The 26101-nt window shown below is 42.9% G+C and carries 20 protein-coding genes and 1 pseudogene; 14 read left to right on the top strand and 7 right to left on the bottom strand.

Going from position 1 to position 26101, the window contains the following annotated elements:
* Positions 1-100 precede the first annotated feature (100 nt).
* On the bottom strand, positions 101-1432 hold the full coding sequence (brnQ, locus tag OTG27_RS19230; RefSeq protein ID WP_268937778.1) for a branched-chain amino acid transport system II carrier protein: 1332 nt from the start codon (positions 1430-1432) through the stop codon (positions 101-103).
* Positions 1433-1792: 360 nt separating this feature from the next.
* Between brnQ and OTG27_RS19225 the strand changes: the two genes are divergently transcribed.
* On the top strand, positions 1793-2359 hold the full coding sequence (locus OTG27_RS19225; protein ID WP_268937777.1) for a sugar O-acetyltransferase: 567 nt from the start codon (positions 1793-1795) through the stop codon (positions 2357-2359).
* Between the two features lie 37 nt (positions 2360-2396).
* Here the strand turns inward: OTG27_RS19225 and OTG27_RS19220 are convergent, their stop codons facing one another.
* Positions 2397-3041: an SDR family oxidoreductase gene (locus tag OTG27_RS19220; protein ID WP_268937776.1), complete on the bottom strand. Its 645-nt coding sequence runs from the start codon at positions 3039-3041 to the stop codon at positions 2397-2399.
* A gap of 359 nt (positions 3042-3400) precedes the next feature.
* On the opposite strand from OTG27_RS19220, the gene OTG27_RS19215 reads away from it, so the two are divergent.
* From OTG27_RS19215 to OTG27_RS19205, 3 genes are all read left to right on the top strand, one after another.
* Positions 3401-3664: a CD3324 family protein gene (locus OTG27_RS19215; RefSeq protein ID WP_034310602.1), complete on the top strand. Its 264-nt coding sequence runs from the start codon at positions 3401-3403 to the stop codon at positions 3662-3664.
* Between the two features lie 145 nt (positions 3665-3809).
* The gene (locus OTG27_RS19210) at positions 3810-4445 is read left to right on the top strand and encodes a FusB/FusC family EF-G-binding protein (protein WP_268937775.1); all 636 of its coding nucleotides are present in this window, start codon (positions 3810-3812) and stop codon (positions 4443-4445) included.
* A gap of 121 nt (positions 4446-4566) precedes the next feature.
* A complete protein-coding gene (locus tag OTG27_RS19205; protein ID WP_268937774.1) occupies positions 4567-5136 on the top strand; it encodes an MEDS domain-containing protein in 570 nt (189 codons plus the stop codon).
* 51 nt (positions 5137-5187) lie between these two features.
* Here the strand turns inward: OTG27_RS19205 and OTG27_RS19200 are convergent.
* Positions 5188-5593: pseudogene (locus tag OTG27_RS19200) on the bottom strand (cytidine deaminase).
* Between the two features lie 41 nt (positions 5594-5634).
* Complete coding sequence (locus tag OTG27_RS19195; RefSeq protein WP_268937842.1) at positions 5635-6777, bottom strand: amidohydrolase; 1143 nt, start codon at positions 6775-6777, stop codon at positions 5635-5637.
* Between the two features lie 438 nt (positions 6778-7215).
* Between OTG27_RS19195 and OTG27_RS19190 the strand changes: the two genes are divergently transcribed.
* The 7 genes from OTG27_RS19190 to OTG27_RS19160 all read left to right on the top strand — a co-directional run bounded on the left by OTG27_RS19190 (position 7216) and on the right by OTG27_RS19160 (position 13192).
* Entirely contained in the window at positions 7216-8541 is a 1326-nt protein-coding gene (locus tag OTG27_RS19190) for an LLM class flavin-dependent oxidoreductase (protein WP_268937773.1), read from the top strand.
* A gap of 84 nt (positions 8542-8625) precedes the next feature.
* Positions 8626-9159, top strand: a complete 534-nt coding sequence (locus OTG27_RS19185) for a GNAT family N-acetyltransferase (RefSeq protein WP_264639690.1) — start codon at positions 8626-8628, stop codon at positions 9157-9159.
* Positions 9160-9178: 19 nt separating this feature from the next.
* Positions 9179-9979: an amino acid ABC transporter substrate-binding protein gene (locus OTG27_RS19180; protein WP_095679321.1), complete on the top strand. Its 801-nt coding sequence runs from the start codon at positions 9179-9181 to the stop codon at positions 9977-9979.
* Between the two features lie 24 nt (positions 9980-10003).
* Entirely contained in the window at positions 10004-10675 is a 672-nt protein-coding gene (locus OTG27_RS19175) for an amino acid ABC transporter permease (RefSeq protein ID WP_057279163.1), read from the top strand.
* 4 nt (positions 10676-10679) lie between these two features.
* Entirely contained in the window at positions 10680-11447 is a 768-nt protein-coding gene (locus OTG27_RS19170; protein WP_268937772.1) for an amino acid ABC transporter ATP-binding protein, read from the top strand.
* A 5-nt stretch (positions 11448-11452) separates the two neighbouring features.
* Entirely contained in the window at positions 11453-12793 is a 1341-nt protein-coding gene (locus OTG27_RS19165; protein ID WP_268937771.1) for an MmgE/PrpD family protein, read from the top strand.
* A gap of 165 nt (positions 12794-12958) precedes the next feature.
* Positions 12959-13192: a hypothetical protein gene (locus OTG27_RS19160; protein WP_268937770.1), complete on the top strand. Its 234-nt coding sequence runs from the start codon at positions 12959-12961 to the stop codon at positions 13190-13192.
* On the opposite strand, the gene gltD is transcribed toward OTG27_RS19160, so the two are convergent.
* Positions 13166-14647 carry a glutamate synthase small subunit gene (gene gltD / locus OTG27_RS19155; protein ID WP_268937769.1) on the bottom strand — a complete coding sequence of 494 codons (1482 nt, stop codon included), beginning with the start codon at positions 14645-14647 and terminating at the stop codon, positions 13166-13168. The genes OTG27_RS19160 and gltD overlap by 27 nt on opposite strands.
* A gap of 16 nt (positions 14648-14663) precedes the next feature.
* Complete coding sequence (gene gltB, locus OTG27_RS19150) at positions 14664-19214, bottom strand: glutamate synthase large subunit (protein ID WP_268937768.1); 4551 nt, start codon at positions 19212-19214, stop codon at positions 14664-14666.
* Positions 19215-19347: 133 nt separating this feature from the next.
* Here gltB and gltC point away from each other — a divergent pair, with 133 nt between their 5' ends.
* The 3 genes from gltC (at position 19348) to OTG27_RS19135 (ending at position 21606) form a co-directional block, all read left to right on the top strand.
* Complete coding sequence (gltC, locus tag OTG27_RS19145) at positions 19348-20250, top strand: glutamate biosynthesis transcriptional regulator GltC (RefSeq protein WP_048686286.1); 903 nt, start codon at positions 19348-19350, stop codon at positions 20248-20250.
* A 132-nt stretch (positions 20251-20382) separates the two neighbouring features.
* Complete coding sequence (locus OTG27_RS19140) at positions 20383-20877, top strand: spore coat protein (RefSeq protein ID WP_187050193.1); 495 nt, start codon at positions 20383-20385, stop codon at positions 20875-20877.
* Between the two features lie 129 nt (positions 20878-21006).
* Positions 21007-21606, top strand: coding sequence for a hypothetical protein (locus OTG27_RS19135; RefSeq protein WP_268937767.1), 600 nt, complete (start codon positions 21007-21009; stop codon positions 21604-21606).
* Between the two features lie 1015 nt (positions 21607-22621).
* Here OTG27_RS19135 and OTG27_RS19130 read toward each other — a convergent pair.
* Positions 22622-25789: an Ig-like domain-containing protein gene (locus OTG27_RS19130; RefSeq protein WP_268937766.1), complete on the bottom strand. Its 3168-nt coding sequence runs from the start codon at positions 25787-25789 to the stop codon at positions 22622-22624.
* Positions 25790-26101 lie beyond the last annotated feature (312 nt).

The following is a 26101-nucleotide window of genomic DNA, read 5'->3' as shown; positions in this document are numbered from 1 at the left end:
CCACAGGCGCAAAGAGCGCCGAGGAGGCTCCCGGACCGCCCGCGGAAAGCGAGTGCCTGGAGTGGAAATCAACGTTATTCGAGGTTCATTCTGATATCCCTTAATAGGCTTCCTTAGGGTCACCTTTCAATAGGTATACCATGTAGCCCAATACACCGCCGATGATGGCAGGAATCACCCAGCCCACCCCTACACTATATAGTGGAAGGTATTGAGTGAAAAGGTCCGAAACGGCATCCAGTTTAATGCCTGATGCCACTATTCCATCCATTATGCTGATGATGGCCGTTAATAATAGACTTCCTAAATATACCTCCGATTTCCCTTTGAATAAGGAATGGAAGAACGTAAGAACAATCAAAACGATCGCCACGGGATAAAGCGCCGTTAACACAGGCACTGTAATGGAAATCAGCTTGGTCAAACCTACATTGGCAACGGCCGCACTGAAAACGGAGAAGATGACGACATATGATTTATATGATACGGCAGGCAGTATTTTATTGAAATACGTAGCACAAGCCGTTATCAAACCGATGCTTGTCGTCAGGCAAGCCGCGATTACAATCAATCCTAACAACACGGCACCAGCCGGTCCGAAGAAATGGTTCGAGGCTTGAGCCAAAACGTCTCCGCCATTACCCAGTTGACCGAGCTTTTCCACACTTGTTGCCCCTACATATACTAAGGACGTATAAACGATCACCAACAAGGTGGCAGCGATTAAGCCGGCTTTCAGACAGAAGCCCAACACTTCTTTTCTTGATGTTATCCCTCTATCTTTGATCGCATTGATGACGATGATCCCAAATGCAAATGCGGCCAACGTATCCATGGTCAAATATCCTTCTTTAAACCCCTTAAAGAAAGAATTATCTGAATAATCTGCCACTGGTGACTGGATTTCACCCATTGGGTTAATAATTGCGACCACAATGAGAATCCCGATGAAAATCAATAATAAAGGTGTTAATATTTTTCCGACGATATCGAACATTTTTGATGGATTGATGGATAATAAACAGGCAATTCCAAAGTATATGATCGTGAATATCAGCAATGGTAAAAAACCGACATCATTAGATAGGAAAGGCTTAATCCCTATTTCGTAGGATACACTCCCCGTTCTAGGAAGCGCGAAAAGCGGTCCCAAAGATAAATAAAGAACGACGGTGAAAATGATGCCGAATAACGGGTGTGCCCTGCTTGCAAGCGATTGAACATCATTTTTTCCTGAAAAACCAAAGGCCAATATTGTAATGAATGGCAGTCCAACACCAGTAATGATGAATCCTAAACTGGCCGACCATAAATTGGTCCCCGCGGATTGACCGAGCATCGCAGGGAAAATTAAGTTTCCTGCACCAAAAAATAAAGCAAAAAGCATTAATCCTGTTACAATGACGAAAGACAGCGGTGCTTTCTGTGACATATAGAACCCTCCATTGTTATGTGATTATCTTAACCAAGAAAAGAGTTGTCCACAATTTCCGAAAAAAAATGACATGAACTTCGTACCATTCTACTGATCTGTTAAAATGGACCTTCATGAAACTATGAATCATCCATAACTCTTCTTACTATAAAATCCGGCGGAACGTTTGTCAAAGCTATTTCATTCATTATTCGGAAAAATCTTTCTTTTCTAACTTCTTTTTAAAAAAACGAGCGAGGCATTTAGATTTAACAGAAAAGTTGAGTAAAAAGTACTGCAATTTATTTTGCAGGAAAAATGTTTTAATATTGAGATATTTCTTCAAACTATATAAAAAAAGAAACAGGAGGCGCATACATGAATACTGAAAAAGAAAAGATGGTGAGCGGGAAACCTTACATCGCCGCTGATCCGGAATTAATCAGAGATAGGGAAAATGCCAGAAAGTTGACCAGGTTATACAATCAGACAACGGAAAGCGAAGGGGCTGAACGGACTGCACTGCTGAAACGGCTTTTAGGTTCCACTGGGCTAAATGTATATATTGAACCCACTTTCCGTTGTGACTATGGATACAATATTTCTGTCGGGGAAAACTTTTATGCTAATTTTGATTGTGTCATTTTGGATGTTTGCGAAGTGAAAATTGGCAGGGACTGCATGTTGGCTCCCGGAGTGCATATCTATACAGCTACACATCCGCTGGATCCCTTTGAACGCAGTTCTGGAGTGGAATACGGAAAACCGGTTACGATAGGGGATCATGTATGGATTGGAGGAAGGGCCATCATCAATCCTGGCGTTACAATAGGGAGTCATTCTGTTGTCGCCTCAGGGGCCGTCGTAACAAAGGATGTTCCTGAAGGCGTTGTTGTCGGTGGAAATCCAGCGAAGGTCATCAAGAATATCGAAGGAATTAAATAAGCAGAGTCCACTGAGTGGCTCTGCCCCCTGTTTTACGTTAAATTTTCCTCAAGGCTTCCGCGATTGCAGTATCGCCAGAGATTAAATCAAATGAACGCTTATAGGTATTTTCATCGGTCAATGAAGCAAGGATCGTTCGAGCCACATCTTCACGGGCAATCGAGCCTCTTTCCAATTCCTCGGCGGCGGTCACTTTGCCCGTTCCCGGTTCATTAACCAGACCGCCGGGCCGAATGATCGTATAATTTAAATCGCTTTGTAACAATGCCCTATCCGCATAGTGCTTGGCCACATAATACGGTTTGATGGCTTCATTCCAGTTTTCGCGATTATTGGCCTGAAAAGCACTCACCATGATGAATCGGGCGATTCCCAGGTTTTCTGCCGCTTCAATCGTTTTAACTGCACCATCCAGATCAATCAACAGCGTTTGATCAGCACCGGTGCTACCTCCGGACCCTGCTGTGAACACGATGGCATCGCAGCCTTTCGCCGCATTCGCAATCTCATCCACTGATCCAGTTAAACTGACGACTGCAGATTCAATTCCATTTTTCTTTAAATGCTCACTTTGTTCTTCTTTGCGAACCATTGCCCGTACACTATGATTCGGGCTGTCGTTTAATAAATCTACAAGATGTTTACCGATCTGCCCATTTGCCCCAACTACGAATACTTTCATAAAGTCAGCTCCCATAATGTTTAGTTTGGTTTCCCTCCAAATTATTTCATGGACTCAGAACATTATCAAACAATCAGCCCGCCGATTCAGCTTTAACATTGGAAAAAGTTTGGCAACTCACCCTATTCTATTTTATAATAAGAACAACACGTGTTCTTCAGAAACACAAAGGGGAGGTGTAAAGATGGCAATACGAATGTTAATGCCACCTTCTGCAGCGTCTCATGCAAAGCCTAGTATTGGAGGCGATACTTTGCATGGGGTTGAATTAAGCTAAATTTAATCGCCCGCCTTATCATTTCTAATATTCGGCTTTGCACCTTATTTCATTCTTAATAAAGAATAAGGGGCTGGCAGAAATGAAGTATGTAAAAGCGACGGCCGTTTTACCTGAAAAGCTGATCGTTGAAATTCAAAAGTATGTGCAAGGTGAAACCATATATATCCCTAAACCCGAAAAAGCCCATCACAAATGGGGAACCCGTTCGGGATCAAGGGAATTGATCGATGACCGAAATGCCTCTATAAAATATGCTTTCAAAGACGGGCATTCCATCCATCAATTAGCCGAGGAACATTTTCTCTCCGCGGAAACCATCAAGAAAATCGTATATTCTAAATAAAGATAAAACGGGTAGCACTGATAATGATATCAGTGCTATTTGTATGCCGAGTATGTTTCTTAGTCGTTTCCCCCCTTTTAAAGCAGATGCAATTTATGTAAAGTAAAGAGAAACGGTAACACTTGAAGAAACAGGAGTGAAGAAAATGGAACCTTTTATCAGGAGCGAGCAGTATAACTTCATAAAATCCCAAACACAAATTCTCATAAATGGACACGCGACTGCCAACGATAAGGATGTGATCAACACCCTGAAAACAGTCGCCAAAGAAAGGGTACTAAGCTTATTCAGTGACTTGAGCGAAGAGCAAAAACAACTGCTGGATCCAGTGGATACCATCAAAGATCCCGCACAAGCCGAAGCCTTTCTACTACAGGTAAAGCCATTTGTGATCCCATTTAAAGAAGTAACCGAAAAAACGATAAAAAAACTATTTCCTAAAGCAAAGAAATTAAAAAGCCCTTTGTTGGAAAACATCGATTTGAGAGAGATTTCATACCTGGGATGGGATGATGTCGGATCCGGAAAGAAATTCATCATTGCCCCCCATCATCATAAACTCACCGGATTGCATGGAACCATTAAACCTGCCAACAAAAAAGGGATTTGTGCCATATGCAGCCGCTTTGAAGAAGTAGGGATGTTCATGTCTGAAACAAAAGGAACCGTCCAAGGGACATTCATTAAAAAAGGGAATTATATTTGTCTGGACAGCATGAAATGCAACCAGAACATAACCACTTTGGATAAAATGACCGACCTGATCGAACGGCTGAAATAAAACGGAAAAGCAATCCTTCAATGAAGAAGGATTGCTTTTTGCCCTTGTTAAAAACTCTCATTTTGTCCTGCTATGGAATTCTAGTATAATGGAAGCGATACATGAAAGAAGGATTGATATATTGAAAAGCAAAATGAATCAGTTGTTCGAAGACCAAAAAAATGTTCATGTGCTATATTCCTATAATGAAATGGAAAATTACATTAAACAAGTTTTAAGTTATATCCAAGATGGCATCATGGCGGGGGATTACGTCATTCTTGTTGAAAATGACCGTATTTACCCCATTATCCATAAAGAACTAAGCACTCGGTTAACAAAAGATCAAATGAAGCTCCTTCACTTTGTGAACAACTTCGATTTCTATTGCTCAAGCGGCAGTTATCATCCTCCTGCAATCGAAGAATACTTTAATAAAACGGTTCAGCCCTATGTCGAAAATAAAATCTCTTTCCGATCATGGGCACATGTGGAATGGGCAACCTTGGAAGAGCCTCTGCATATCATAGAGGAATTTGAGAGAACAGTAGACAAAGCTGTAAATCTGCTGTCATTTCCATTAATTTGTGCGTACAAAGGTGATAGGATGCCAGAATACCTGAAAACCATTTTGCTGGAAACACATCCTTATGTTCTAGAAGACGATGATATCACCATCTGTGAACAATACTTGTCATCTAGCTTGAAATAATACACTTACACGCTTAGGACTCCCCGAAGCGTGTTTTTTCCATTGCATTTATCATGATTCCCTCGTGTATTTATACGGCATTAATTCACCGACCTTCGTCTTTACCGTTCATTAATATTCAGGATGACAAAGCACTCTTTTGCATAATCCGAGATTAATTCCCGACACATCCAACACGGGCTAATCACTTTAAAAGCTCTTTCTTCATAATCGGAATAGGGATGCTTAACAGCCACGATGGTATCGAATCCCTTTTCCCCGTCCGATATCGCCTTGCCGATCGCAATGGCTTCTGAACATACAGTAACCCGGCCAATATATGCTTCAATATGTACCGCAGCAACTTTTTTCCTGAACTCGTTTTTAATGCAGCGCCAACATGATGCCTATTTTCCTCGTAAAGATCTCTAATTTTTGCCCTTGCAGCTTCTATTAAATCACGATCCGACTCATTCAATGGATAAGTTTTGAGACTGGACCTCCGTCTCTTCTAATATTTCATTCAGGAATTTTTTTTAACGCTTCTAAAGCCAATAAGCGGAAATAAGAAGCAGCTGGAAAAAGTGCTTTTTCATCTACTATAAACTTAGGATGATGCAGGTCATAAGGACCGCCCGACCCTATCATGACAAAAGCACCTGGAATTTTTTCTTGGTAAAAAGCGAAGTCTTCCCCTATTGAACTAGCTTCCAAGGTTTTTGTCGTGTAACCTGCTGTGTCTCCAACCTGAAGCGCCAAATCTGCCCATTCAGGCGTATTATCAACTGATGGCGGGCCAGGATGCCATGATAATTCAACATTTGCATTGAATGTTTCACTAATACCGTGCAGGACCTGTTTCATACGTTTCTGAATGAACTCTCGTTGAGTTTTACTGAAGGTGCGGACGGTTCCTTCCATATATGCACTATCCGGGATAACGTTCCACGTTGAGCCGCTATGAATTTGGGTGATGCTCAAAACCGCGGACTCTTTTGGCGCCACATTGCGGCTGATGATGGTTTGCAACGTTGAGATAATATGTCCTGTTATGATAATCGGATCATTACCCTCTTCCGGTTTGGCCGCATGAGAACCAGGTGCTTTAACATGCACTTCAAAGCGATCGACTCCCGCTGTCAGAGCTCCATGTTTTGTCCCTAACTCCCCAACTTGCAATGTCGGATCATTATGAAGGCCAAAAATCACATCCACATCATCCAGCACACCGGTTTCCATTAAAGCACTTGCACCATGCCCCGTTTCCTCCGCAGGCTGAAAAATCAAGCGAATCGTTCCGGATAGATCTCTTTCTTCTTTTTTTAATAAAAAAGCAGTCCCCAAAATGACGGAAGTGTGAAAATCATGACCACATGCATGCATCACGCCGCTGTGCCTTGAAGGAAAATCCACCTCAGATTGCTCTAAAATTGGTAAAGCATCAATATCGGAGCGAAGAGCTATCGTAGGTCCCGGCTTACTCCCTTTTATCTCAGCTACGACACCAGTTTTCAATGGGAAATCAAGTATCTTGATATCTTGAGTTTGAAGCGCTTCTTTAATTTTTTTTGTCGTTTCAAATTCTTGGTTTGATAATTCAGGTGTCATATGAAGATCGCGTCTGAATTCCAATAAATAATTTTCCAATTCTACATTGCTCATGGTCAACGGTTGTCCATCTCCTTAAAAATCCGAATAGTAAAGAACGAAAGCTAATAGCCAAGGAATATCAATTGAAACAGCTTTCAAATAAGCTATTTGATTAACGTATAAAGACTAAGCTCTAATTTAGGTCGAGTCATAAGCACCATAACAATGTTTTCCGGAGATGATAAGTGTGTATATTCCGAATATTTAACATTGACAATTTATTATATAAGATGCTACCATTTGATTTAATTTCTATATTATATTAACGTATCAATCCGAAAAAGGATTCAATTTAGTAGAAAACAAGTAAGGAAATACATAGTCGGAAGAAACCCTCTTCTAAACTGAAGCGGGTTTTATTTCAGCAGTAATTCATAGTAAACCAGTAAGGATATACCCATTATAAATCCCCTGCGTTTAAAAGTGAAGACATAAAGGAGCAATTGACACATGAAAAAGAAAACAGTAAAGCTTGGTGTATTTTTGGCCGGAACAGGACATCACGTTGCTTCCTGGAGACATCCTAACGCCAATCCGAAAGGTAATATGAGCATCGATTATTTTAAAGGGTTGGCCCAGACTGCCGAAAAAGGTTTATTTGACTTATTATTTTTGGCAGATAGTTTGTCAGTTGCAAAGGACTCGCATCCTAATATTCTGACTCGATTCGAGCCATTGACCTTGTTATCTTATCTAGCCTCGGCGACTTCCAATATTGGTTTGGTTTCAACGGCCTCCACCACTTACGAAGAACCCTTTAATGTTGCTAGGAAATTTGCTTCTTTAGACCATATTACCTCCGGCCGCGCTGGCTGGAACGTAGTCACGACGTCCCTTGCCTCCACTGCAGTAAACTTCAATAAGTCAGAACATTTAGAACATGGTCTCCGTTATAAAAGGGCGACTGAATTTGTTGAAGTTACCAAGAAATTGTGGGACTCATGGGAAGACGATACATTGGTCATCGATAAAGAAACAGGCCAATTCATTGATGAAAGCAAGTTTCATGAAATCAATCATCAAGGTGAGTTTTTCAATGTAAAAGGACCATTAAATATTTCCCGCTCCCCCCAGGGGCATCCGGTCATTGTACAAGCAGGCTCTTCTGGCCCTGGGCAATTGCTTGCAGCAAAGCACGCAGAGATCGTCTTTACTGCCCAGGAGAACAAGGAGGACGCGGTTTCATTTTACCATGAATTAAAAGGTCAATTGGCCGCTTTCAATCGGGCGAAAAACAGCTTGAGCATCATGCCAGGTTTGTTCCCGATTGTAGGACAGACCGAGAAGGAAGCCAAAGAAAAGTACGAGGCATTGCAGGAGCTGATCATTCCCGAAATAGGATTGGCTGTTATGGGAAGATATTTTGGAAATGTGGATTTTTCGAACATCCCTTTGGATACACCGTTTGCTGATATTACGCTACCAGAACATGTAGACGGCATCCAAAGTAAATATGATTTGATCGTTAAACGGGCAATCAATGAAAATCTGACGTTACGTCAGACATATCAGTGGGTTGCAGGATCACGTGGACATCATATCGCAATTGGAACACCAACGCAGATTGCGGATAAGATTGAAGATTGGGTGAATGGAAATGCGGCTGATGGCTTTAATATTATGCCAGCCCTCTTGCCTGATTCTTTAACGGATTTTGTAGAACTTGTTGTCCCTGAACTGCAATCGAAAGGAATTTTCCGTACTGAATATGAAAGCACCACATTACGAGGGAATCTTGGCCTGGATAAACCGGCCAACCAATATTCCCAGCTTTAAACACTTACACCTGGCGGATAGTTCTCAAGGACGGAAGCACCCACCCGAAGAGGAATTAACTAGATAGAGTATAGGAGGCGCAAGATGAGTCAAACATTTCGTGAAGTACGTGTAGAAGATGTGGATAAATTCCTCCAATTAACATTGGATGCTTATGCGAGTATAAGAGAGTTGGATATTCACTTCTCTGCAGCAACGGCCACGAGGGAGGAAGCAATAAAACATATATCCGAAAATAAGGTATATGTCCTGGAGGAAAACGGGATATTTATTTCGACCGTATCGATTCGGTTGCCTTGGGGCCCTAATCCTGGCCCGCTCGTATTGCCACACATAGGCTGGTTCGCTACAAACCCTGCGTATAAGCGTCAAGGAATAGGGAAAAAAGTGCTGTCATGGCTCGAAGAAGAAATTTTGAAGAAGCAACTCCGAGCCCCCGCGGTTACGCTCGGAACCGCGGATAATCATCCATGGCTAAAGGAAATGTACGAAAAAAGTGGATTTGAAGAGATCGGGCAAAAAGATTTAGGCAAAGGCCATCTCACAATTTATTTGAGGAAAATCTTGCAGCCTGGACAATATCAAGCTTGGACTGAAAAACATAATCAAACCATTTAATAACAGGAGGTAAATAACGATGAAAAAAATTCTTTCCCTTGGACTCGCATTACTTTTCATATTAGTACTTGCAGCATGTGGCAATTCAAAACAAGAGAATGCGGCCAATGATTCCGAACAAAAAACAATTAAAGTGGGGTCCACTGGCCAAAGCTATCCAAATGGTTATCAAGAGGATGGTAAATTAATAGGTTTTGACGTAGAACTTACAGAACTCATCGCCAAGAATTTAGGATACAAGGTAGAGTGGGTCACTTCTGATTTCAGTGGGATAATGGGGCAATTGGGATCAGGTAAACTGGACACCGTTGCGAATGCCGTTGCTATAACACCGGAACGCGAAGAGCAATTTAATTTTACAGAGCCGTATAGTTATTATGGTGCACAAATTGTATCAAGCACAAAAAACGATGATATTAAAGGTTTGGCTGATCTTAAAGGCAAAACCGTTTCCGGTGTGCTGGGGTCTAATAACGTCACAAACCTAGAAAAATATGATAAAAATGGCGAAATCAAAATACGAACCTATGAAACCCGGGATGGTGCGATGCAAGATGCCATTAACAACCGTGTAGATGGCTATATCAATTCCCGCCCAATCCTGGTTGCCGAGATAAAGAAAAATGATCTTCCGCTAAAACTGGTTGGCGATCCAGTGGCCTATGAAAATGTAGGCTATCCATTTACCAAAACAGAAAAAGGCAAAAAACTAAATGATGAATTCACGGCAGAAATCAAAAAACTTAAAGAAGATGGTACATTAGCGAAGCTGTCCAATAAATATTTTGGTGAAGACATCACCACGAATTCCGGCGAATAAGCATAGCGGAGGTTTTAAAGCATTATGAATTTTGATTTACAATATATGTTGGAAATTTCCCTGCAAATCGCAAAATTTATTCCAATCACTCTAGTTTTAGCCATCATTTCGATGGCTTTAGCCATTATTATCGGACTTGTAGTAGCCTTAATAAGAAATAGCAATATTTTTGGAATCACCCAGTTGGCAGGCTTATATATCTCTTTATTCCGTGGAATGCCAACATTGGTACAATTATTCATCATTTATTACGGTTTACCACAGTTATTCCCGTCGTTGTCAACGATGGAAGCAATGACGGCGGCAATCATTGGATTCAGTTTGAAGGAATCCTCTTATTTAGCAGAAATTTTCCGAGCTGGTTTGAACTCCGTGGACAAAGGGCAGATGGAAGCGGGCCTTGCAACAGGCATGAAAAGAGTGCAGATTTACTCGCGAATCATATTACCACAGGCTGCTTTAAATGCATTGCCCGCAACAGGGAATACATTTATATCTTTGATTAAAGAAACGTCCCTTGCCTTTACATTAGGAATTACGGAACTATTTGCAGAGGGAAAAATTATTGCATCCGCTAACATGCGCTTTTTCGAGACGTATTTGGTGGTTGGCTTGATTTACTGGCTATTGGTTATTCTTTATTCTTGGATACAAAAATACCTGGAAATTTGGCTCAGCAAACCACTTAGAAGGTGATCATATGATAAAAGTAAGAAACTTATCTAAATATTTCGATGATAAACAAGTATTGAACGATATTAACTTGGAAATAAAAACCGGGGAAGTTGTCGCCATTATTGGCCCTTCAGGTTCTGGAAAATCAACGTTATTACGCTGTCTGAACTTGTTGGAAAAGCCCAACAGCGGCACCATCGAAATCAAGGATGTAAAATTGGATACCCAAAAATATAAAGAGAAAGACGCCTATCAATTAAGACAGCAAACAGCGATGGTATTCCAACACTATAACCTTTTTAAAAATAAAACGGCCTTAAAAAACGTGATTGAAGCATTGCTTGTCAGCAAAAAAATGAAAAAAGAGGAAGCCATTCAAATCGGCGTTGATTTATTGAAACGGGTTGGCTTGGAAAAACAAGCCCAACAATACCCCGCTACCTTATCCGGCGGGCAACAGCAGCGTGTCAGCATCGCTAGAGCATTAGCTGTGAAACCACATGCCATTTTATTTGATGAACCTACCTCCGCTCTAGATCCCGAATTGGTTAATGAGGTTTTACAAGTCATACGGGAGTTAGCGAAAGAGGATACCACAATGGTGATCGTGACGCATGAAATGCAATTTGCCAAGGAAGTTGCTGACCATGTCATATTCATGGCAGACGGACATATTATCGAACAAGGCACCCCAGAACAAGTAATTGAGCATTCTCTTAATCCGCGAACTCAGCGTTTTTTACGGCAGATGGGAGATGAAACGGAAGGATCTGCCAGGCAAAAAAGGAAGTGAAGTGCATGAACACGGAAAGGTTATCTGAAATGATTTATCATTCCAATCCGTTGGTAAATGAAGGAGTATTACAAGCTGCAATTGATGGACTTCTTGATTATCTTGCTGTTTCCTATCAAACGAAATCCGAAAAGGAAATTACGATTTTAAAGCAAATCATTTTGGAAGAAGGCGGAAATGGGACGAGTTACTTGATTGGAAGCCACATACATGCAACAAGATCCCAGGCCGCACTCTTCAATGGCTTTCAAGCTCATTTACTAGATTATGATGATGTACATTCAGACGTACGAGGTCATCCAAGCGCAGTCATTTTGTCTGCTTTGTTAGCAGTTGGAGAACCTGAAATGACAGGAAAACGTTTTTTAGCTGCCTATGTGGTTGGTGTGGAAATCATGGCTCGGTTCGGGGAAGCTATGAACCCATATCATTATACAAAAGGCTGGCATAATACAGCTACACTTGGCGTAATAGCTGCAGCTGGTGCGGTTGCGTATTTACGGGAATACTCACCACGCTTAATAGCTGAAACCATGAGTCTTGCAGCTACCCAATCGGCGGGTTTACGACTCCAATTTGGCACTGTAATAAAGCCGCTCCATGTAGGGATTGCTGCTAAAAACGCTGTGGATTCCGCTGATTGGATTCGGATGGGATTACATAGCAACCCCGACTTTTTGAATGATAAGAATGGATTCTTTGAGGTATATGCAGAAAATGGAGTTACCGATTTGACGGAAAATTGGGGAAAGACATGGCGGATCGTAACACCGGGATTATGGTTTAAACAGTACCCTTTTTGTTCTGCTGCGGCACATGGCGCTGATGCAGCTGTCTTTTTACATAAGACGTACGATTTGTCGGAAGAAGATATTGAATCGGTGAGTGTTTGCTTTCCTCCAAATGGTGATTCCGCTTTGATTCACCATAGCCCTTCAACCGGTGAAGAAGGAAGATTTTCGATTGAGTATATTGTATGGCTCGCGCTTACAGGCAAGCCCCTGACCTTTGCTTCTTTTGAATCGAAACCTCTTCCCCATTCATGGAGAAAATCCTTGCAAAAAGTAAATAGGGAGACGGATGCAACGATCAAGCCTTCCAAAGCAGCACTCCCAGTGGGAAGATTTACAATTGTGACCGTGACCACAACGAGTGGGGACGTACTATCGAAACGAATCGATACACCTAAAGGAAGTCCTGGGAACCCATTAACAAAACCCCAGCTTATAGAAAAATTGCATAAAGCCATAGGAGATGAAGTAGAGACAGAGAAAATAATAGCGGCTGTCCACGCACTGAATCACACATCACTTGGCGTTCTTCAAGAAGCTGACTATAGAAGCTGACTGAAAGTAAATTAGGCGAACAGTATTTATGCTGCTCGCCTATTTTGTTTACCATCAATACGGTATCTTTATACGTGAGGTGAGTTTCGGCGTTTCACTCTTGAATTCCGGGCATTTACTCGTGAGTTTTGGCGTTTTACTCGTGAATTCCGGGCATTTACTCGTGTGTTTCGGCGCTTTACTCTTGAATTCCGCGCTTTTACTCGTGAATTTGGGGCATTTACTCGTGAATTCCGCGCTTTTACTCGTGAATTCGGGGCATTTACTCGTGAATTCCGCGCTTTTACTCGTGAATTCGGGGCATTTACTCGTGAGTACATATTTCCCATCACAGAAAAAAGAAGCGCCATAATGGCACTTCTTTTTTTGAATTTAAGGCAATACGGTTGCACCCATTAAGTAGCGGTCCACTTCTCTTGCCACTTCTCGGCCTTCATTGATTGCCCAAACGATGAGGCTTTGCCCTCTTCTTGCATCTCCGGCAGCGAAAACCCCTTCGACATTCGTTCTGTATTCGCCATAGACGCCATCAATTTTTTGATTGACTGTTTCTACGCCAAATTGAGTTAATAGCGGCATTTCCGTTCCTTCAAATCCGATGGCGATGAAAACGAATTGTGCAGGCCATACTTTTTCAGTTCCTGGAACTTCCCTGAAAATGTACATTCCGTCATCGCCTTTGATTTTTTCCATGGAGATTGTGTGCAGTTCTTTAACGTTGCCATTTTCATCGGCGACGATTTTTTTTGTTTGGATTGAATATTGACGCGGATCTGCACCGAATTTCGCTTCCGCTTCTTCATACGCATAATCAAGGGAAAAGACATTCGGGTAGGCCGGCCACATATTATCAGATGTACGGGCCTTCGGTAGGATTGGATGCTTCCCGAATTGTACGACGCTCTTACATCCCTGGCGAAGGGCAGTTGCGACACAGTCAGCTCCTGTATCCCCGCCGCCGATGACGATGACATCCTTCCCCTTTGTGTCTATGAACTTGCCGTCTTCAAAATTGGAGTCCAACAGGCTTTTAGTCGATGTAGTCAAGTAATCCATTGCAAGGTGAATGCCTGATGCCCCGCGTCCTTCAATTACCAGGTCACGCTGCTTTTGGGCACCTGTGCAAAGGATGACTGCATCATACTGATCTTGCAGTTCTTCAGCTGTTATATCTTTGCCCACTTCTGTATTAGTAATGAAATCGATGCCTTCCTGGGTCAATAATTTGATTCGGCGTGCAACGATATCCTTTTCAAGTTTCATGTTCGGGATTCCGTATGTCAACAGCCCGCCTGCACGGTCTGAGCGCTCATAAACCGTGACCGAATGACCTGCTTGATTCAACTGGTCGGCACTCGCCATTCCTGCCGGGCCCGAACCGATGATGGCAATTTTCTTGCCGGTCCTGCTTTCAGGGATGCGAGGCGTTATCCAGCCATTTTCAAATCCTTTATCGATGATGGTCCGTTCTATGTTCTTGATGGTAACGGCAGGATCGCTTATCGCTACCGTACAAGACCCTTCACAAGGGGCCGGGCAGACGCGCCCGGTGAATTCAGGGAAATTATTCGTTTTCGATAAACGGTCCAATGCTTCTTTCCATCTGCCGCGGTACACCAAATCATTCCACTCCGGAATAAGGTTATGAATCGGACAGCCCGTAGTGACTCGGTTCAATTCCATGCCCATATGGCAGAAAGGGGTGGCGCAATCCATACACCGCGCTCCCTGTGTACTTAACTTTTCGTCAGAGAAAGGAGCTGTATACTCTCTCCAGTCATTTAAACGAGTGAGAGGATTCCGGTCTTTTGGTTTTTCTCGCGGATAATCCATAAATCCTGTTGCTTTTCCCATCTTTCTCTCCCCTTCCTTACTGCATCACAGCTTGTTTAGTGATTTTTTTATCTTGAACGGCATTTGCTTGGAAAGCACTCATGATCGCTTCTTCATCCGATAGCCCTGCACGCTTCTGCTCATTGATGCTTTTGATCATCCGTTTGTAATCTTTCGGAATGACTTTTACGAATTTCTTTGCGAAATCCTCCCAGTTCTCCAGAACATACGATGCTTTGGCACTTTCTGTATAATGAAGGTGGCTGTAAAGCATTTCTTTTACCTCGTTGGCATCATCCATATCATCAAGCGTCTCGAATTCTATCATTTCGCCATTGCATAATGCCTTGAATTCTTCTGCATCATCAGCAAGTACATAAGCGATGCCGCCTGACATGCCTGCCGCAAAGTTTTTGCCGACGTCGCCCAGAATGACCACGCGTCCGCCAGTCATATACTCACAGCCATGATCTCCAATTCCTTCAACGACGACATTGACTCCACTGTTCCGTACGGCAAATCTTTCTCCCGCACGCCCATTAATGTAGGCCTCGCCGCTTGTTGCACCATATAAGGCGATATTTCCGGCAATTACATTGTCCCCTGCCTCGATCTGATTGCCAGAAGGTGCCGTGACAATGATCTTCCCGCCAGATAAGCCTTTCCCAACATAGTCATTCACATCTCCAGTCAAATACATCGACATCCCCTTTGGAATGAACGCACCGAAGCTCTGGCCCGCCGATCCTGTAAAACGAAGTGTGATCGTATCTTCAGGCAACCCTTCCTCACCGTAGTGTTTGGATACTTCACTGCCGACGATCGTTCCGACCACACGGTTCACATTGGTAATCGGGAAGCTGACATCCACCTGGGTTTGGTCATTTAAAGCAGGCTCCACAACAGGTAAAATCTCACGGATATCCAAAGATTCTTCTATTTTATGGTTTTGCGGAAGTTGATACGTACGAATCCCCTCCGGTTGGAAAAGAAGTGTCGTCAAGTCCAGATGCTTCGCTTTCCAATGGTTTTGCGCCCGCTCGCTCACTTGTAAAACATCAGTGCGGCCGACCATTTCTTCCAGTGTTCTAAAGCCAAGCTCAGCCATCGTTTCCCGGACTTCCTCAGCGATGAAGCGCATGAAATTCACGACATGATCCGCATCTCCAGTGAATTTGCTGCGAAGTTCAGGGTTTTGGGTAGCTACCCCGACAGGACATGTATCCAAATGGCAAGCACGCATCATGACACAGCCTAGGACCACAAGCGGTGCTGTAGCAAAGCCGAATTCTTCCGCTCCAAGGATAGCTGCCATGACCACATCGCGTCCCGTCATTAACTTCCCATCCGTTTCAAGGACGACACGGCTGCGCAGGCCATTCAGCATCAATGTTTGGTGTGCTTCTGCAAGACCCAGCTCCCAAGGAAGACCAGTATGTTTGATACTCGTTTTTGGTGATGCACCCGTACCGCCATCATACCCGCTGATAACGATGACATCTGCGGCTCCTTTGGCCACGCCGGCTGCGATCGTGCCTACGCCTGCTTTTGACACAAGCTTGACGCTGATCCTGGCCTCACGGTTCGCATTTTTCAAATCATGGATCAGCTGTGCCAAATCTTCAATCGAATAGATATCGTGATGCGGAGGCGGTGAAATCAGGCCGACACCCGGTGTGGAACCGCGGACCTCTGCAACCCAAGGATATACTTTGTTTCCGGGCAGCTGGCCGCCTTCACCCGGCTTAGCACCTTGCGCCATTTTGATTTGAAGTTCATCGGCATTAACAAGGTAATGGCTTTTCACTCCAAAACGGCCGGACGCAATTTGTTTAATACCGCTGCAGCGATTATCGCCGTTTTCATCCAGTTGGTAACGGCTAGGATGCTCCCCGCCTTCACCGCTATTGCTTTTTCCGCCTAAACGGTTCATCGCGATCGCTAATGTTTCATGTGCTTCCTGACTCAATGAACCGAATGACATCGCGCCCGTTTTGAATCGGCTGACGATGGTTTCCACGGATTCCACTTCATCTATTGAAATGCTTTGGCGTTTTTGATCGAACGAGAATAAATTCCGTAAAAACCCAAGTCTCTCTTCATTCGCCAAGTTTGAATATTGCTTAAATAAATTATAATCACCTTTCCGGCACGCCCATTGCAATGTATGGATCGTTTTAGGATTGAAAGCATGATGTTCCCCTGTTTTTCTCCATTGAAAATCACTTCCGCTTTCAAGCGTTTCATCAAGGGAATCGGCTGCAGCTTTCCTATGGCGAATCAACGCTTCATCTGCGATCGTTACCAAATCGATTCCACTAAGCTGCGATGCCGTACCGCTGAAATAGCGTTCGATCACATCAGCACCGATTCCGACCGCTTCGAAAATTTGTGCGCCGCGATAACTTTGAATCGTTGAAATCCCCATTTTCGACATCACTTTTACGATGCCTTCTGTCACAGAGCTTACATATTTCCTTACCGTTTCTTCGTAGCTGGTGGCCAAACTGCCTTCCAATACCGCCTGCTTATATGTTTCATAGGCAAGATACGGGTAAATCGCATCCACTCCATACCCGATTAGGGATGCATAATGATGGACTTCCCTTGCTTCCCCCGATTCAACGATAATGCTCACCTTCGTACGGTTACCATGGCGGATCAGCTCTTGATGAAGGGCGCTCGCAGCCAGCAGGGAAGGAATTGCAGCTTTTTCCTTGCTCATATCCTTGTCAGATAATATCAAAAGACTGACACCATCAGCGATCGCTTGTTCCGCTTCACGGCAGATGCGATCGAGTTCACTCTCTAAATCTTCTGAAAATAAAGTGTGAATGACTTTGCTCCTGAATTCAGGATAAGCATTTTCTTTCAACTGCTGCATTTGACCCGGCGTCAAAACAGGCGAATCCAATTGAATGCGGCGGCTGTTCGTTTCATCCGGCTTCAGCAAATCTCCTTCCGCACCGAGAAATGTCATCGTTGACGTGACGATCTGTTCACGCAGCGAATCGATCGGCGGATTGGTTACCTGTGCAAAAGATTGCTTGAAATAGTTGAAAAGCGATTGCGGGCGATCTGATAAGACCGCTAACGGAATGTCATTGCCCATGCTGCCCAGTGGATCTTTGCCTTCGTTAATGACCGGCAGTAAATACTTTTGGACATCTTCATACGTGTATCCGAACGCTTTTTGCCTGAATAATAAATCACTCAAAGGCTCCCCTTCGAGCACAGGTTCTTCGTCACTTAATTGAACAAGCTGGTCGTCCAGCCATTGCTGGTATGGATTTTCCTGGGCCATTTCCGACTTGATCTCTTCATCGGAAACAATACGGCCTTCCTCTAAATCTATTAAAAGCATTCTGCCTGGACTTAAACGATCTTTATATAATACATTCTCCGGCTCCACATCGATCACGCCGACTTCAGAGGAGAAAATGATGTAATCATCTTTTGTTACATAATACCTTGCCGGCCTTAAACCATTTCGATCAAGGATGGCACCGATTTGCTTGCCATTCGTAAAGGATATGGCCGTCGGTCCATCCCATGGCTCCATGAGCATGCTATGATATTCGTAAAATGCTTTCTTTTCCTTCGTCATATGCGGATTTTCCGTCCACGGTTCAGGAATGAGCATCATCGCCGCATGTGCCGGTTTACGCCCGGCAAGCACGAAGAATTCAAGTGCATTATCAAGAATCGAGGAATCACTGCCGTCTATATCCAGAATAGGCAGGACCTTTTGCAGGTCATCCCCGAATGCTTCCGAAACAAACTGCTGCTCACGCGCTTTCATCCAATTCACATTGCCTCTAAGCGTATTGATTTCACCATTATGGATCAGGTAACGGTTTGGATGTGCCCGTTCCCAGCTAGGAAAAGTATTCGTACTGAAGCGGGAATGCACTAAAGCGAAAGCGGAAACGAAAGACTCCTGTTGGAGATCAAGATAAAAAGCATCCACCTGCTCTGGCGTCAACAATCCTTTGTATACGATCGTAGCACTTGAAAGGCTGGCAAAATAAAAACGATTGCCGCGTTCCCGGGCCCAGTTTTCAGCTTGTTTTCTGATAACGAACAATTTGCGCTCAAAAGCTAAATCATCGGTAATCTCTACGCTTGCCCCGATGAATACTTGGCGAATCGTCGGACATGTCTCCTTGCCGACCTCCCCGATTTTCGTTGCATCAACAGGAACCGTTCTCCAGCCTAATAACGTTTGGCCCTCTTGTTCGATAAATGCATTCAAACGAGCTTCGATTTCATTCCGTTCATCATCATTGTTAGAGAAAAAGAGCATGCCTACACCATAGCGTCCTTTTGCCGGCAAATTCATTTCCGGACATGCCAGCCTGAAATATTCATCAGGAATCTGTACCATTAATCCTGCGCCATCTCCTGTAAGGGGATCGCTGCCTTGTCCGCCGCGATGATCTAATTGGCACAGCATATTCAGTCCTTGTTTGACGATGTCATGTGTAGCAAGCCCTTTTAAATGAGCGTATAAACCGATCCCACATGCATCATGTTCAAACTCAGGATGGTAGAGCCCTTGTGCTTTTGGTATTTGATTGTATGTCATATTAATCGCCCCCATCGTATTCTTACACCGTTATGTCACTTACATTTATTCTAGGTTTTCAAATCGATATAAACAATATATAATTCTAGTAGAATCCATCTCAATTTGAGATGAATGGCAGGAGGATGAATAAATGGAACTACGACAATTACGTTATTTTGTTGAAGTCGCCGAGAGGGAACACGTCTCAGAAGCCGCAGAGCACCTGCATATCGCACAATCAGCAATCAGCCGGCAAATCTCCAGACTGGAAGATGAGCTTGGCGTACTTTTATTCGAGAAAGTCGGCCGGAATATCCAGTTAACCCCTATTGGTAAAATTTTCTTGATCCATGCCAAAACGGCGATACAGGCGATTGAATATGCCAAATATCAAATTGAGGAGTTTTTGGACCCTGAACACGGAAGCATTAAAATCGGGTTCCCGACCAGCCTCTCCACCCATTTACTGCCTACCGTCATTTCCGCTTTTAAAGATGAACAGCCGAATATCGGCTTCCACTTAAGACAGGGATCTTATTCCTCTTTAAAGGAAGCTGTCAAAAATCGCGAAATCGGATTAGCCTTCCTTGGACCGATCCCGACAAACGATCCAGATATCGAGGGTCATATCCTGTTCACGGAAAACATATCCGCTTTACTGCCAATCACTCACCCATTGGCTGATAGGAAGAGTGTGCGCCTAAGTGATTTAAGAAATGATCCCTTCGTCTTATTTCCAAAAGGATATATCTTTCACACTATCGCTCTCGAAGCGTGCAAAGCAGCCGGTTTCACACCGAACATTGCCTCGGAAGGTGAAGACATGGATTCCATAAAAGGGCTCGTTTCTGCCGGAATCGGAGTCAGTCTACTCCCTGACAGTACCTTTTATGAAGTCATTCCAAGACTCACTGTCAAGATCCCGATCGATACGCCCGAAGTCAAACGGACGGTCGGCATCATCACACCTAAAAACAGGGACTTGGCTCCATCAGAAAAACTTTTTTACCAATTTGCCAAAAAGTTCTTCTCTGTTCTCGAACAATATCAATAAAACATGGCCTTCAAAACTGTTAATGGAAATTGAAGATGGGACAGATTTTCCCATAAATATTTCACTAGACAACTTACCTATAGCCCACTGAACGAATAATGTATGAAGATTATTCGTTCAGGAGGAATTTACATGCAACCCACCCATTCACATCTTGCTTGGCATGAGACACTCGAGCTTCATGAGTTGGTCGCCGCCCAGTCCAATGCCCTTATGAAATTTAAAATTGCTTATCCAAAAATAAAAGACCCCATTCTAAAAACGATATATAAGCAAACGATCGACACCCTTACCCAAAATATCATGGAGCTGCTCCAATTTTACCCGTTGACTCCTAAAACGGGCAGGGATGACGATGCATCAAGAGATGAAACATCGGCCGCCGCTGCCGGGGAATTGCTGGGCTTTGCCAAATCATCTATCAAAAATTACGCAATGGCGATTACGGAAACAGCCACCCCTTCCCTTCGAAAGGTATTTAAGAAACATTTAAATGGAGCCATCGATACCCATGCCAAGATTTTCAACTACCTTTATGAAAGAAATCTCTATCCTGCTTACGACCTGAACCAATTGCTTCAAAATGACGTCGATGTTGCCAATAAGGCTCTTTCCCAACCTTTCTAAATACGAAAAAAGGCAAGCATTCCGATTGCTTGCCTTTTTTGCCGCATTCCGATTCCGTTTTTCATTATAATGTTATAATATACGAGAATTGGATTTAATTAGGTCATTAGTATTCAAGGGGTGAAAATCATGAAAAAAATCATTTTATCCATTATCCTTTCCCTGCTCTCATTTTCCTTAGTTGCCTGTAAGGCCGATGATCAAAAGTCCGAGAATATCCTTTCAGTTCCAGAGCTGACAGCAAGGGAGAAAGCCATCCTGGAGAATTCAAGTGAACATTCCTTTCTTATCGATTTCAGTGTGGATGATACATACAAGGAAATGTCCGTCTGGGTCGAAAAATATGAATTTGGCAAACTTGTCAAACCTGAAATGGGACGCATGACAACGGGGATTGAAAAGAATGGGACAATCATCTTTACGACATCGAAAACGGATGATGATCAAAAACGATCGATGTTCAATGTCAGCATTCAAAACCATGATGGTACGGATACGTTTACTTATCCTGAAACCATTGATGAAATGGACTCCAGCGTATGGGGCGGTGCTGGCAAACTCAAAATAAACAGCACAAACAAGCTTGCATTGGCGAGTATATGTTACTCCAGCGGAAATGAAGGCATACGTTCACTTTCCACTGGTTTTTATGGTGATACGGAAGGACATATGGACGAGTTGAAGGAATACGATGTGGTCTACCTCCTGAGAAGTGAATTCACTAAATGAGCTGACAAATTAAAGGGGCAAGTTAAATCGAACATGCCCCTGCATTGTTTTTTCATTCTGCCCTATTTACCGCATCAAGACCCCCCCTTTCAGTCATCTCCCTAGCCTTACAGTAATCCCAATTAGCCGCCCGACGAATTACATATATTCTGCATCAAGCTAGATAAAAACTCATGCTTTAAGTGCAATTCAATATCGAAGTGGTGGAATTAGCGATCCAAAAGCATATGAGAGTCCCCCAAGAGCTGACTCCCATACATTCACATCCTCTTATTATTTCTCATCTATATTAGTGAATTATTTAAAGTCTTTCACTTCTAATTTAATACCAGCTACTTTATCTTTGATACATTAGTTAAAAACGGTCATTTAATGTTTGTCACAATTAATTCGACATCCATAAAAAGGGGGTTGAAGAAACAGGCATTTGGGTGTAATCTTTAAAAATAAAAAACGGAAAGAAGATATTTAATTGAAGAAAATCCTCCTCCTCTTTGCAGCAGTAGTCATTGCAAGCTCTCTCGGACATCAAATAAACGGCGGATATATGGACCCTCGAAAATCCCGCCCTAGGTATATACATTTAAAATAAGGAATCATTTATAAAAGATTGATTCTTATCATGCATTAAACTGTTAATGTTAACATTTCTAGCACATAGTAAGAGATTTGGATTTAAGCAGGAAGTTACCCCAAACGCTCATTCCCAGCCTCAACCGAAAGCGTTCCTAACCCAATTGAGCAAGCTAAAATAATTACCTTATGCTATTACTCTTCCTTTTTTCATTATATTTCCTCCTGATATTTATTATTGAACAGGTTAATGATGAAAGAACGGCGAGTACATGAGGTTTCAGAATTAAAACACGAAGCTCCAGATCTGATATCATGCTATGACAACGCACAGGCACAAGACACGCTCATGACAAAAACACCGCATATCATCGAGCGGTGTTTTCATTCGTTTTCTCACAAAAAAAAGCCGTTTAACATGTAAGTTAAACGGCCTTCACTGCTATTTAGATTTTTTCACTGTTACTTTTGTTGCTTTTCCTGTATTGCCCGCTTTGTCTTTTGCTGAGACATATAATGCGGACCCTGCTTTTTTCTTGCTGATTTTGACGGAGAAGTTCCCCTTACTATCAGCTTTTGCCGTTCCGATGTTTTTATTGCTGTGCTTCACGGTAACGGTTGAACCGATTTCCGCTTTACCTGTTACTTTTGTTGCTTTGTCGTTTACTTCATTCACCTTTGGTGCTCCTGGAGCCGTTTTATCTTTAACGATTACTTTTGCAGCTTTTCCTGTATTGCCCGCTTTGTCTTTTGCTGAGACGTATAATGCGGACCCTGCTTTTTTCTTGCTGATTTTGATGGAGAAGTTCCCCTTACTATCAGCTTTTGCCGTTCCGATGTTTTTATTGCTGTGCTTCACAGTAACGGTTGAACCGATTTCCGCTTTACCAGTTACTTTCGTTGCTTTATCGCTTACTTCATTCACTTTCGGTGCATCCGGGGCTGTTTTATCGAGAACCGTCACGGTTGCCGCCTTGCTTTCACGTTTCGCTAAGTCTGTAGCCGTGACTGAAAGTTTAGTTCCGGCCTTTTGCTTGCTGATTTTCACTTTGAAATTCCCTTTGCTGTCCGTGTTACCTGAACCAATCACTTTTTTGGCACTATTTTTGATCGAGATTTTCATGTCCGCTTGCGATTGACCCGTTACATACGTATCTTTGTCACTTAAAGCTTTGACAGTTGGCTTGTTAGGGGTTACACCCTTATTCACGAATACTTTGATTGAAGATACTGCTAGTTTGGAAGAATCAGAGATATTCACAGTAAGCAGCTGCGCAGCTTTTTGGACCGGAATCGTAACGCTGAACGTTCCGTTGGCTGACGCCGTTCCTTTACCGAGCGTTTTGCTTCCGCTTTTCACTTCGATCACTGACCCTTTTTTAGCTGAACCAGTCAGTTTTGTTTGCGTATCCATCACAAGATTGACTTTAGCATTCAAGTCCACTGTACTAAGTGCACTGTACGCATTCAATCTTCCGTATCCAGAGACTAAATCTTTTCCGACAGGAAGTTCTTCTTCCGGTATGATGATTTCGCCATCTTCCGGTACATAGTCCTCATAAGGGTCTACATTATCTTCTTCTTCAAAAGCGACATATTCCGATGTCTCATGAAGGATTTCCCTTACTTCATTCACTTTCAACCCAGGGTTTCCGGATAATAATAAGGCTGTGGCTGCCGCAACATGGGGAGCTGCCATTGATGTACCATCCATGTAAGTAACATTCCCGTTAGGCACAAGGCTTGGGATGGCTGTCCCTGGTGCGACCATGTCCAACTTCGATCCATAATTGGAATAATCGGATACTAAATCAAGGGCATTGGTTGCACCGACGGATATGGCGTATTTTGATGATGCAGGATAAGAAAGACCTTCCATCCCATCATTACCGCTTGCCACGACAACCATTACATTCTTGGCAGCCGCATGTTTCAAGGCATATTCAATCGTCCTGCTATATTCTCCGCCCAAGCTAAGGTTTATGACCTTTGCACCATGATCCACGGCATATTTAATGCCTAGTGCAATTTTCTCATTGTCTCCAAATCCTGAAGAGTCCAAGACCTTCACAGGCATGATTTTAGCTGCCGGATTGATTCCTTGCATGGAATAACCGTTATCTGCTTTGGCAGCGATGATTCCGGATACATGTGTACCATGTCCATTGTCATCGATTGCTTTTTCTTTCTTATCGATGAAATTCTTACCTGACTCCATTTCAACGACACTCTGTAGATCCGCAAGTGAATCATCGACACCTGTGTCGATAACCGCTACCAACGTATCTTTTAAATTGCGTTTCTTGATAAGGTTCTGCAGTTTTTCGTTATCGATGTCCGCTCCCTTTACGCCTTCTTCCCCGCCGGCATTATTCAAAGACCATTGATACGGTGATTGAATGTCGGCAGAAAGTGCCTTGTACGTTTTTACCGCTTCGATATATTCCACTTCTGGAAGTTTTTCGATACCGGATAGAGCTGCTGTGCTCATTTTAGCTTGGTTCTTTAACTCGACGACATACATATCATCATACAGAACCTCTTGTTGCTTAGGTGCCGATAATGTTCCATATCCTTTTCCGCTTATCTTGGATTGGACAGCGCTTAATGACTTCCCAGGTTTAAGTTTGACGATATATTTGTTCTTTACATTTTTCGAAGCAGGAAGTTCGACTCCCGCTTTGCTTGCGATATCGACGATCCTCTCACCTGCAAGCTTATCAAGATTGATTTTCTTTGCAATGGCGTCCATATCCTTTTTCAATCCGGCCGGAGCAACGTCTGCCGACTTTTTGAATAAGGCCTTGATCGCTTCTTGCTGCTTGTTGCTAATGACTGCCGTACTGCTTGCTCCATTTTCATTAAGATCCTCAATAAGCGGCTTAATCTCGACTAAGTGTTTATAAACGGCTTCCCTTGCCGTTTTATTACCAGCCAGGTGAAGGGCCAGGAATGGCGAAGCTTTATAGTATAAAGAGGAAAGGGTACGTCCCTCAGACGACTTCGTAAGAACTTCATCTCTAAACACGCGGAGTGTTTTTAACATGGATTCTCCCGTTTTCTTATCGTTTACACTCACTTCAACCGGGCAAGATTCAAGCTCCTCCCCTTCGTCCCCGGCAGATGGCGGCAATGTTACTGAATGCGCATTGATGGAGTATTCAGCTACATTTTCCGCATCCGGAATGGGATTTCCCTCATCATCCGTATCGCCGAAATATTCAACTTTAACATAATATGTGCCTTCCCATGCATATGGGAAATCGACTACAGCTTTTTCATCAGGATAAGCCGAGACCATATAATTGCTCTCATCTTTTTCTGCTTTTTCTTTATCTTGATATACGGAGATATTCAAGATTTTGTCCGAATTGACTTCGAACTCAATATGGGAGAACTTTTGTACTTCTTCTGTTGTGGGACTGATTTGGTACCATTGAACATCCGGTTTTTCAAACTTTCCGTCCAGAGTTTCCCCATTTTTAATCGTTTTTACATTTTCAATGGGTGCTGCAACTGCTGCTAGAGAATTCAGTGGAACCATCAAGCTGAAAATCAGTGCAAAAATAAGTGCACACGCCGTAATTCGACTCACATTCTTAAATTTCACGGTTTTCCCTCCAATAATTGGTTAAAAAAATATAGTACTATACCAAACTATCACACTGTAAAATTTTATCAACCAATTTTTTCCCTTTTTTATGTCAAATGCTTGATTTATTTGGCCAAAGAGCTGAAAAATGATTCGCATGAACCAATTAAGCAAGTTATTTACGTTCCGATGTTCCTCTCATGACGATAGTAGATGTCCATTTGGCAGATTGATCGCTAATAGAGTTAAATCGGTGAGTATCCTAACATGACCTTTTTCCTAAAATCAGCCAATGCCACGAAAAAAAAGCTGTCCCCGCAGTAAACATAT

The organism is Peribacillus sp. AS_2, assembly GCF_026891895.1.
Taxonomy (GTDB): domain Bacteria; phylum Bacillota; class Bacilli; order Bacillales; family DSM-1321; genus Peribacillus; species Peribacillus frigoritolerans.
Note: the sequence above shows the minus strand (reverse complement) of the source record. Positions and strands in the feature narration are given on the sequence as shown.

What these genes read in the sequence shown, in the direction of transcription:
- OTG27_RS19195 (WP_268937842.1), bottom strand. Translation starts at nt 6,777, where the DNA reads ATGAGCAATGTAGAATTGGAAAATTATTTATTGGAATTCAGACGCGAT.
- OTG27_RS19210 (WP_268937775.1), top strand. Translation starts at nt 3,810, where the DNA reads ATGGAACCTTTTATCAGGAGCGAGCAGTATAACTTCATAAAATCCCAA.
- OTG27_RS19215 (WP_034310602.1), top strand. Translation starts at nt 3,401, where the DNA reads ATGAAGTATGTAAAAGCGACGGCCGTTTTACCTGAAAAGCTGATCGTT.
- gltD (WP_268937769.1), bottom strand. Translation starts at nt 14,647, where the DNA reads ATGGGAAAAGCAACAGGATTTATGGATTATCCGCGAGAAAAACCAAAA.
- OTG27_RS19135 (WP_268937767.1), top strand. Translation starts at nt 21,007, where the DNA reads ATGAAAAAAATCATTTTATCCATTATCCTTTCCCTGCTCTCATTTTCC.
- gltC (WP_048686286.1), top strand. Translation starts at nt 19,348, where the DNA reads ATGGAACTACGACAATTACGTTATTTTGTTGAAGTCGCCGAGAGGGAA.
- OTG27_RS19220 (WP_268937776.1), bottom strand. Translation starts at nt 3,041, where the DNA reads ATGAAAGTATTCGTAGTTGGGGCAAATGGGCAGATCGGTAAACATCTT.
- OTG27_RS19170 (WP_268937772.1), top strand. Translation starts at nt 10,680, where the DNA reads ATGATAAAAGTAAGAAACTTATCTAAATATTTCGATGATAAACAAGTA.
- OTG27_RS19140 (WP_187050193.1), top strand. Translation starts at nt 20,383, where the DNA reads ATGCAACCCACCCATTCACATCTTGCTTGGCATGAGACACTCGAGCTT.
- gltB (WP_268937768.1), bottom strand. Translation starts at nt 19,214, where the DNA reads ATGACATACAATCAAATACCAAAAGCACAAGGGCTCTACCATCCTGAG.
- OTG27_RS19225 (WP_268937777.1), top strand. Translation starts at nt 1,793, where the DNA reads ATGAATACTGAAAAAGAAAAGATGGTGAGCGGGAAACCTTACATCGCC.
- OTG27_RS19180 (WP_095679321.1), top strand. Translation starts at nt 9,179, where the DNA reads ATGAAAAAAATTCTTTCCCTTGGACTCGCATTACTTTTCATATTAGTA.
- OTG27_RS19190 (WP_268937773.1), top strand. Translation starts at nt 7,216, where the DNA reads ATGAAAAAGAAAACAGTAAAGCTTGGTGTATTTTTGGCCGGAACAGGA.
- OTG27_RS19185 (WP_264639690.1), top strand. Translation starts at nt 8,626, where the DNA reads ATGAGTCAAACATTTCGTGAAGTACGTGTAGAAGATGTGGATAAATTC.
- OTG27_RS19175 (WP_057279163.1), top strand. Translation starts at nt 10,004, where the DNA reads ATGAATTTTGATTTACAATATATGTTGGAAATTTCCCTGCAAATCGCA.
- OTG27_RS19165 (WP_268937771.1), top strand. Translation starts at nt 11,453, where the DNA reads ATGAACACGGAAAGGTTATCTGAAATGATTTATCATTCCAATCCGTTG.
- brnQ (WP_268937778.1), bottom strand. Translation starts at nt 1,432, where the DNA reads ATGTCACAGAAAGCACCGCTGTCTTTCGTCATTGTAACAGGATTAATG.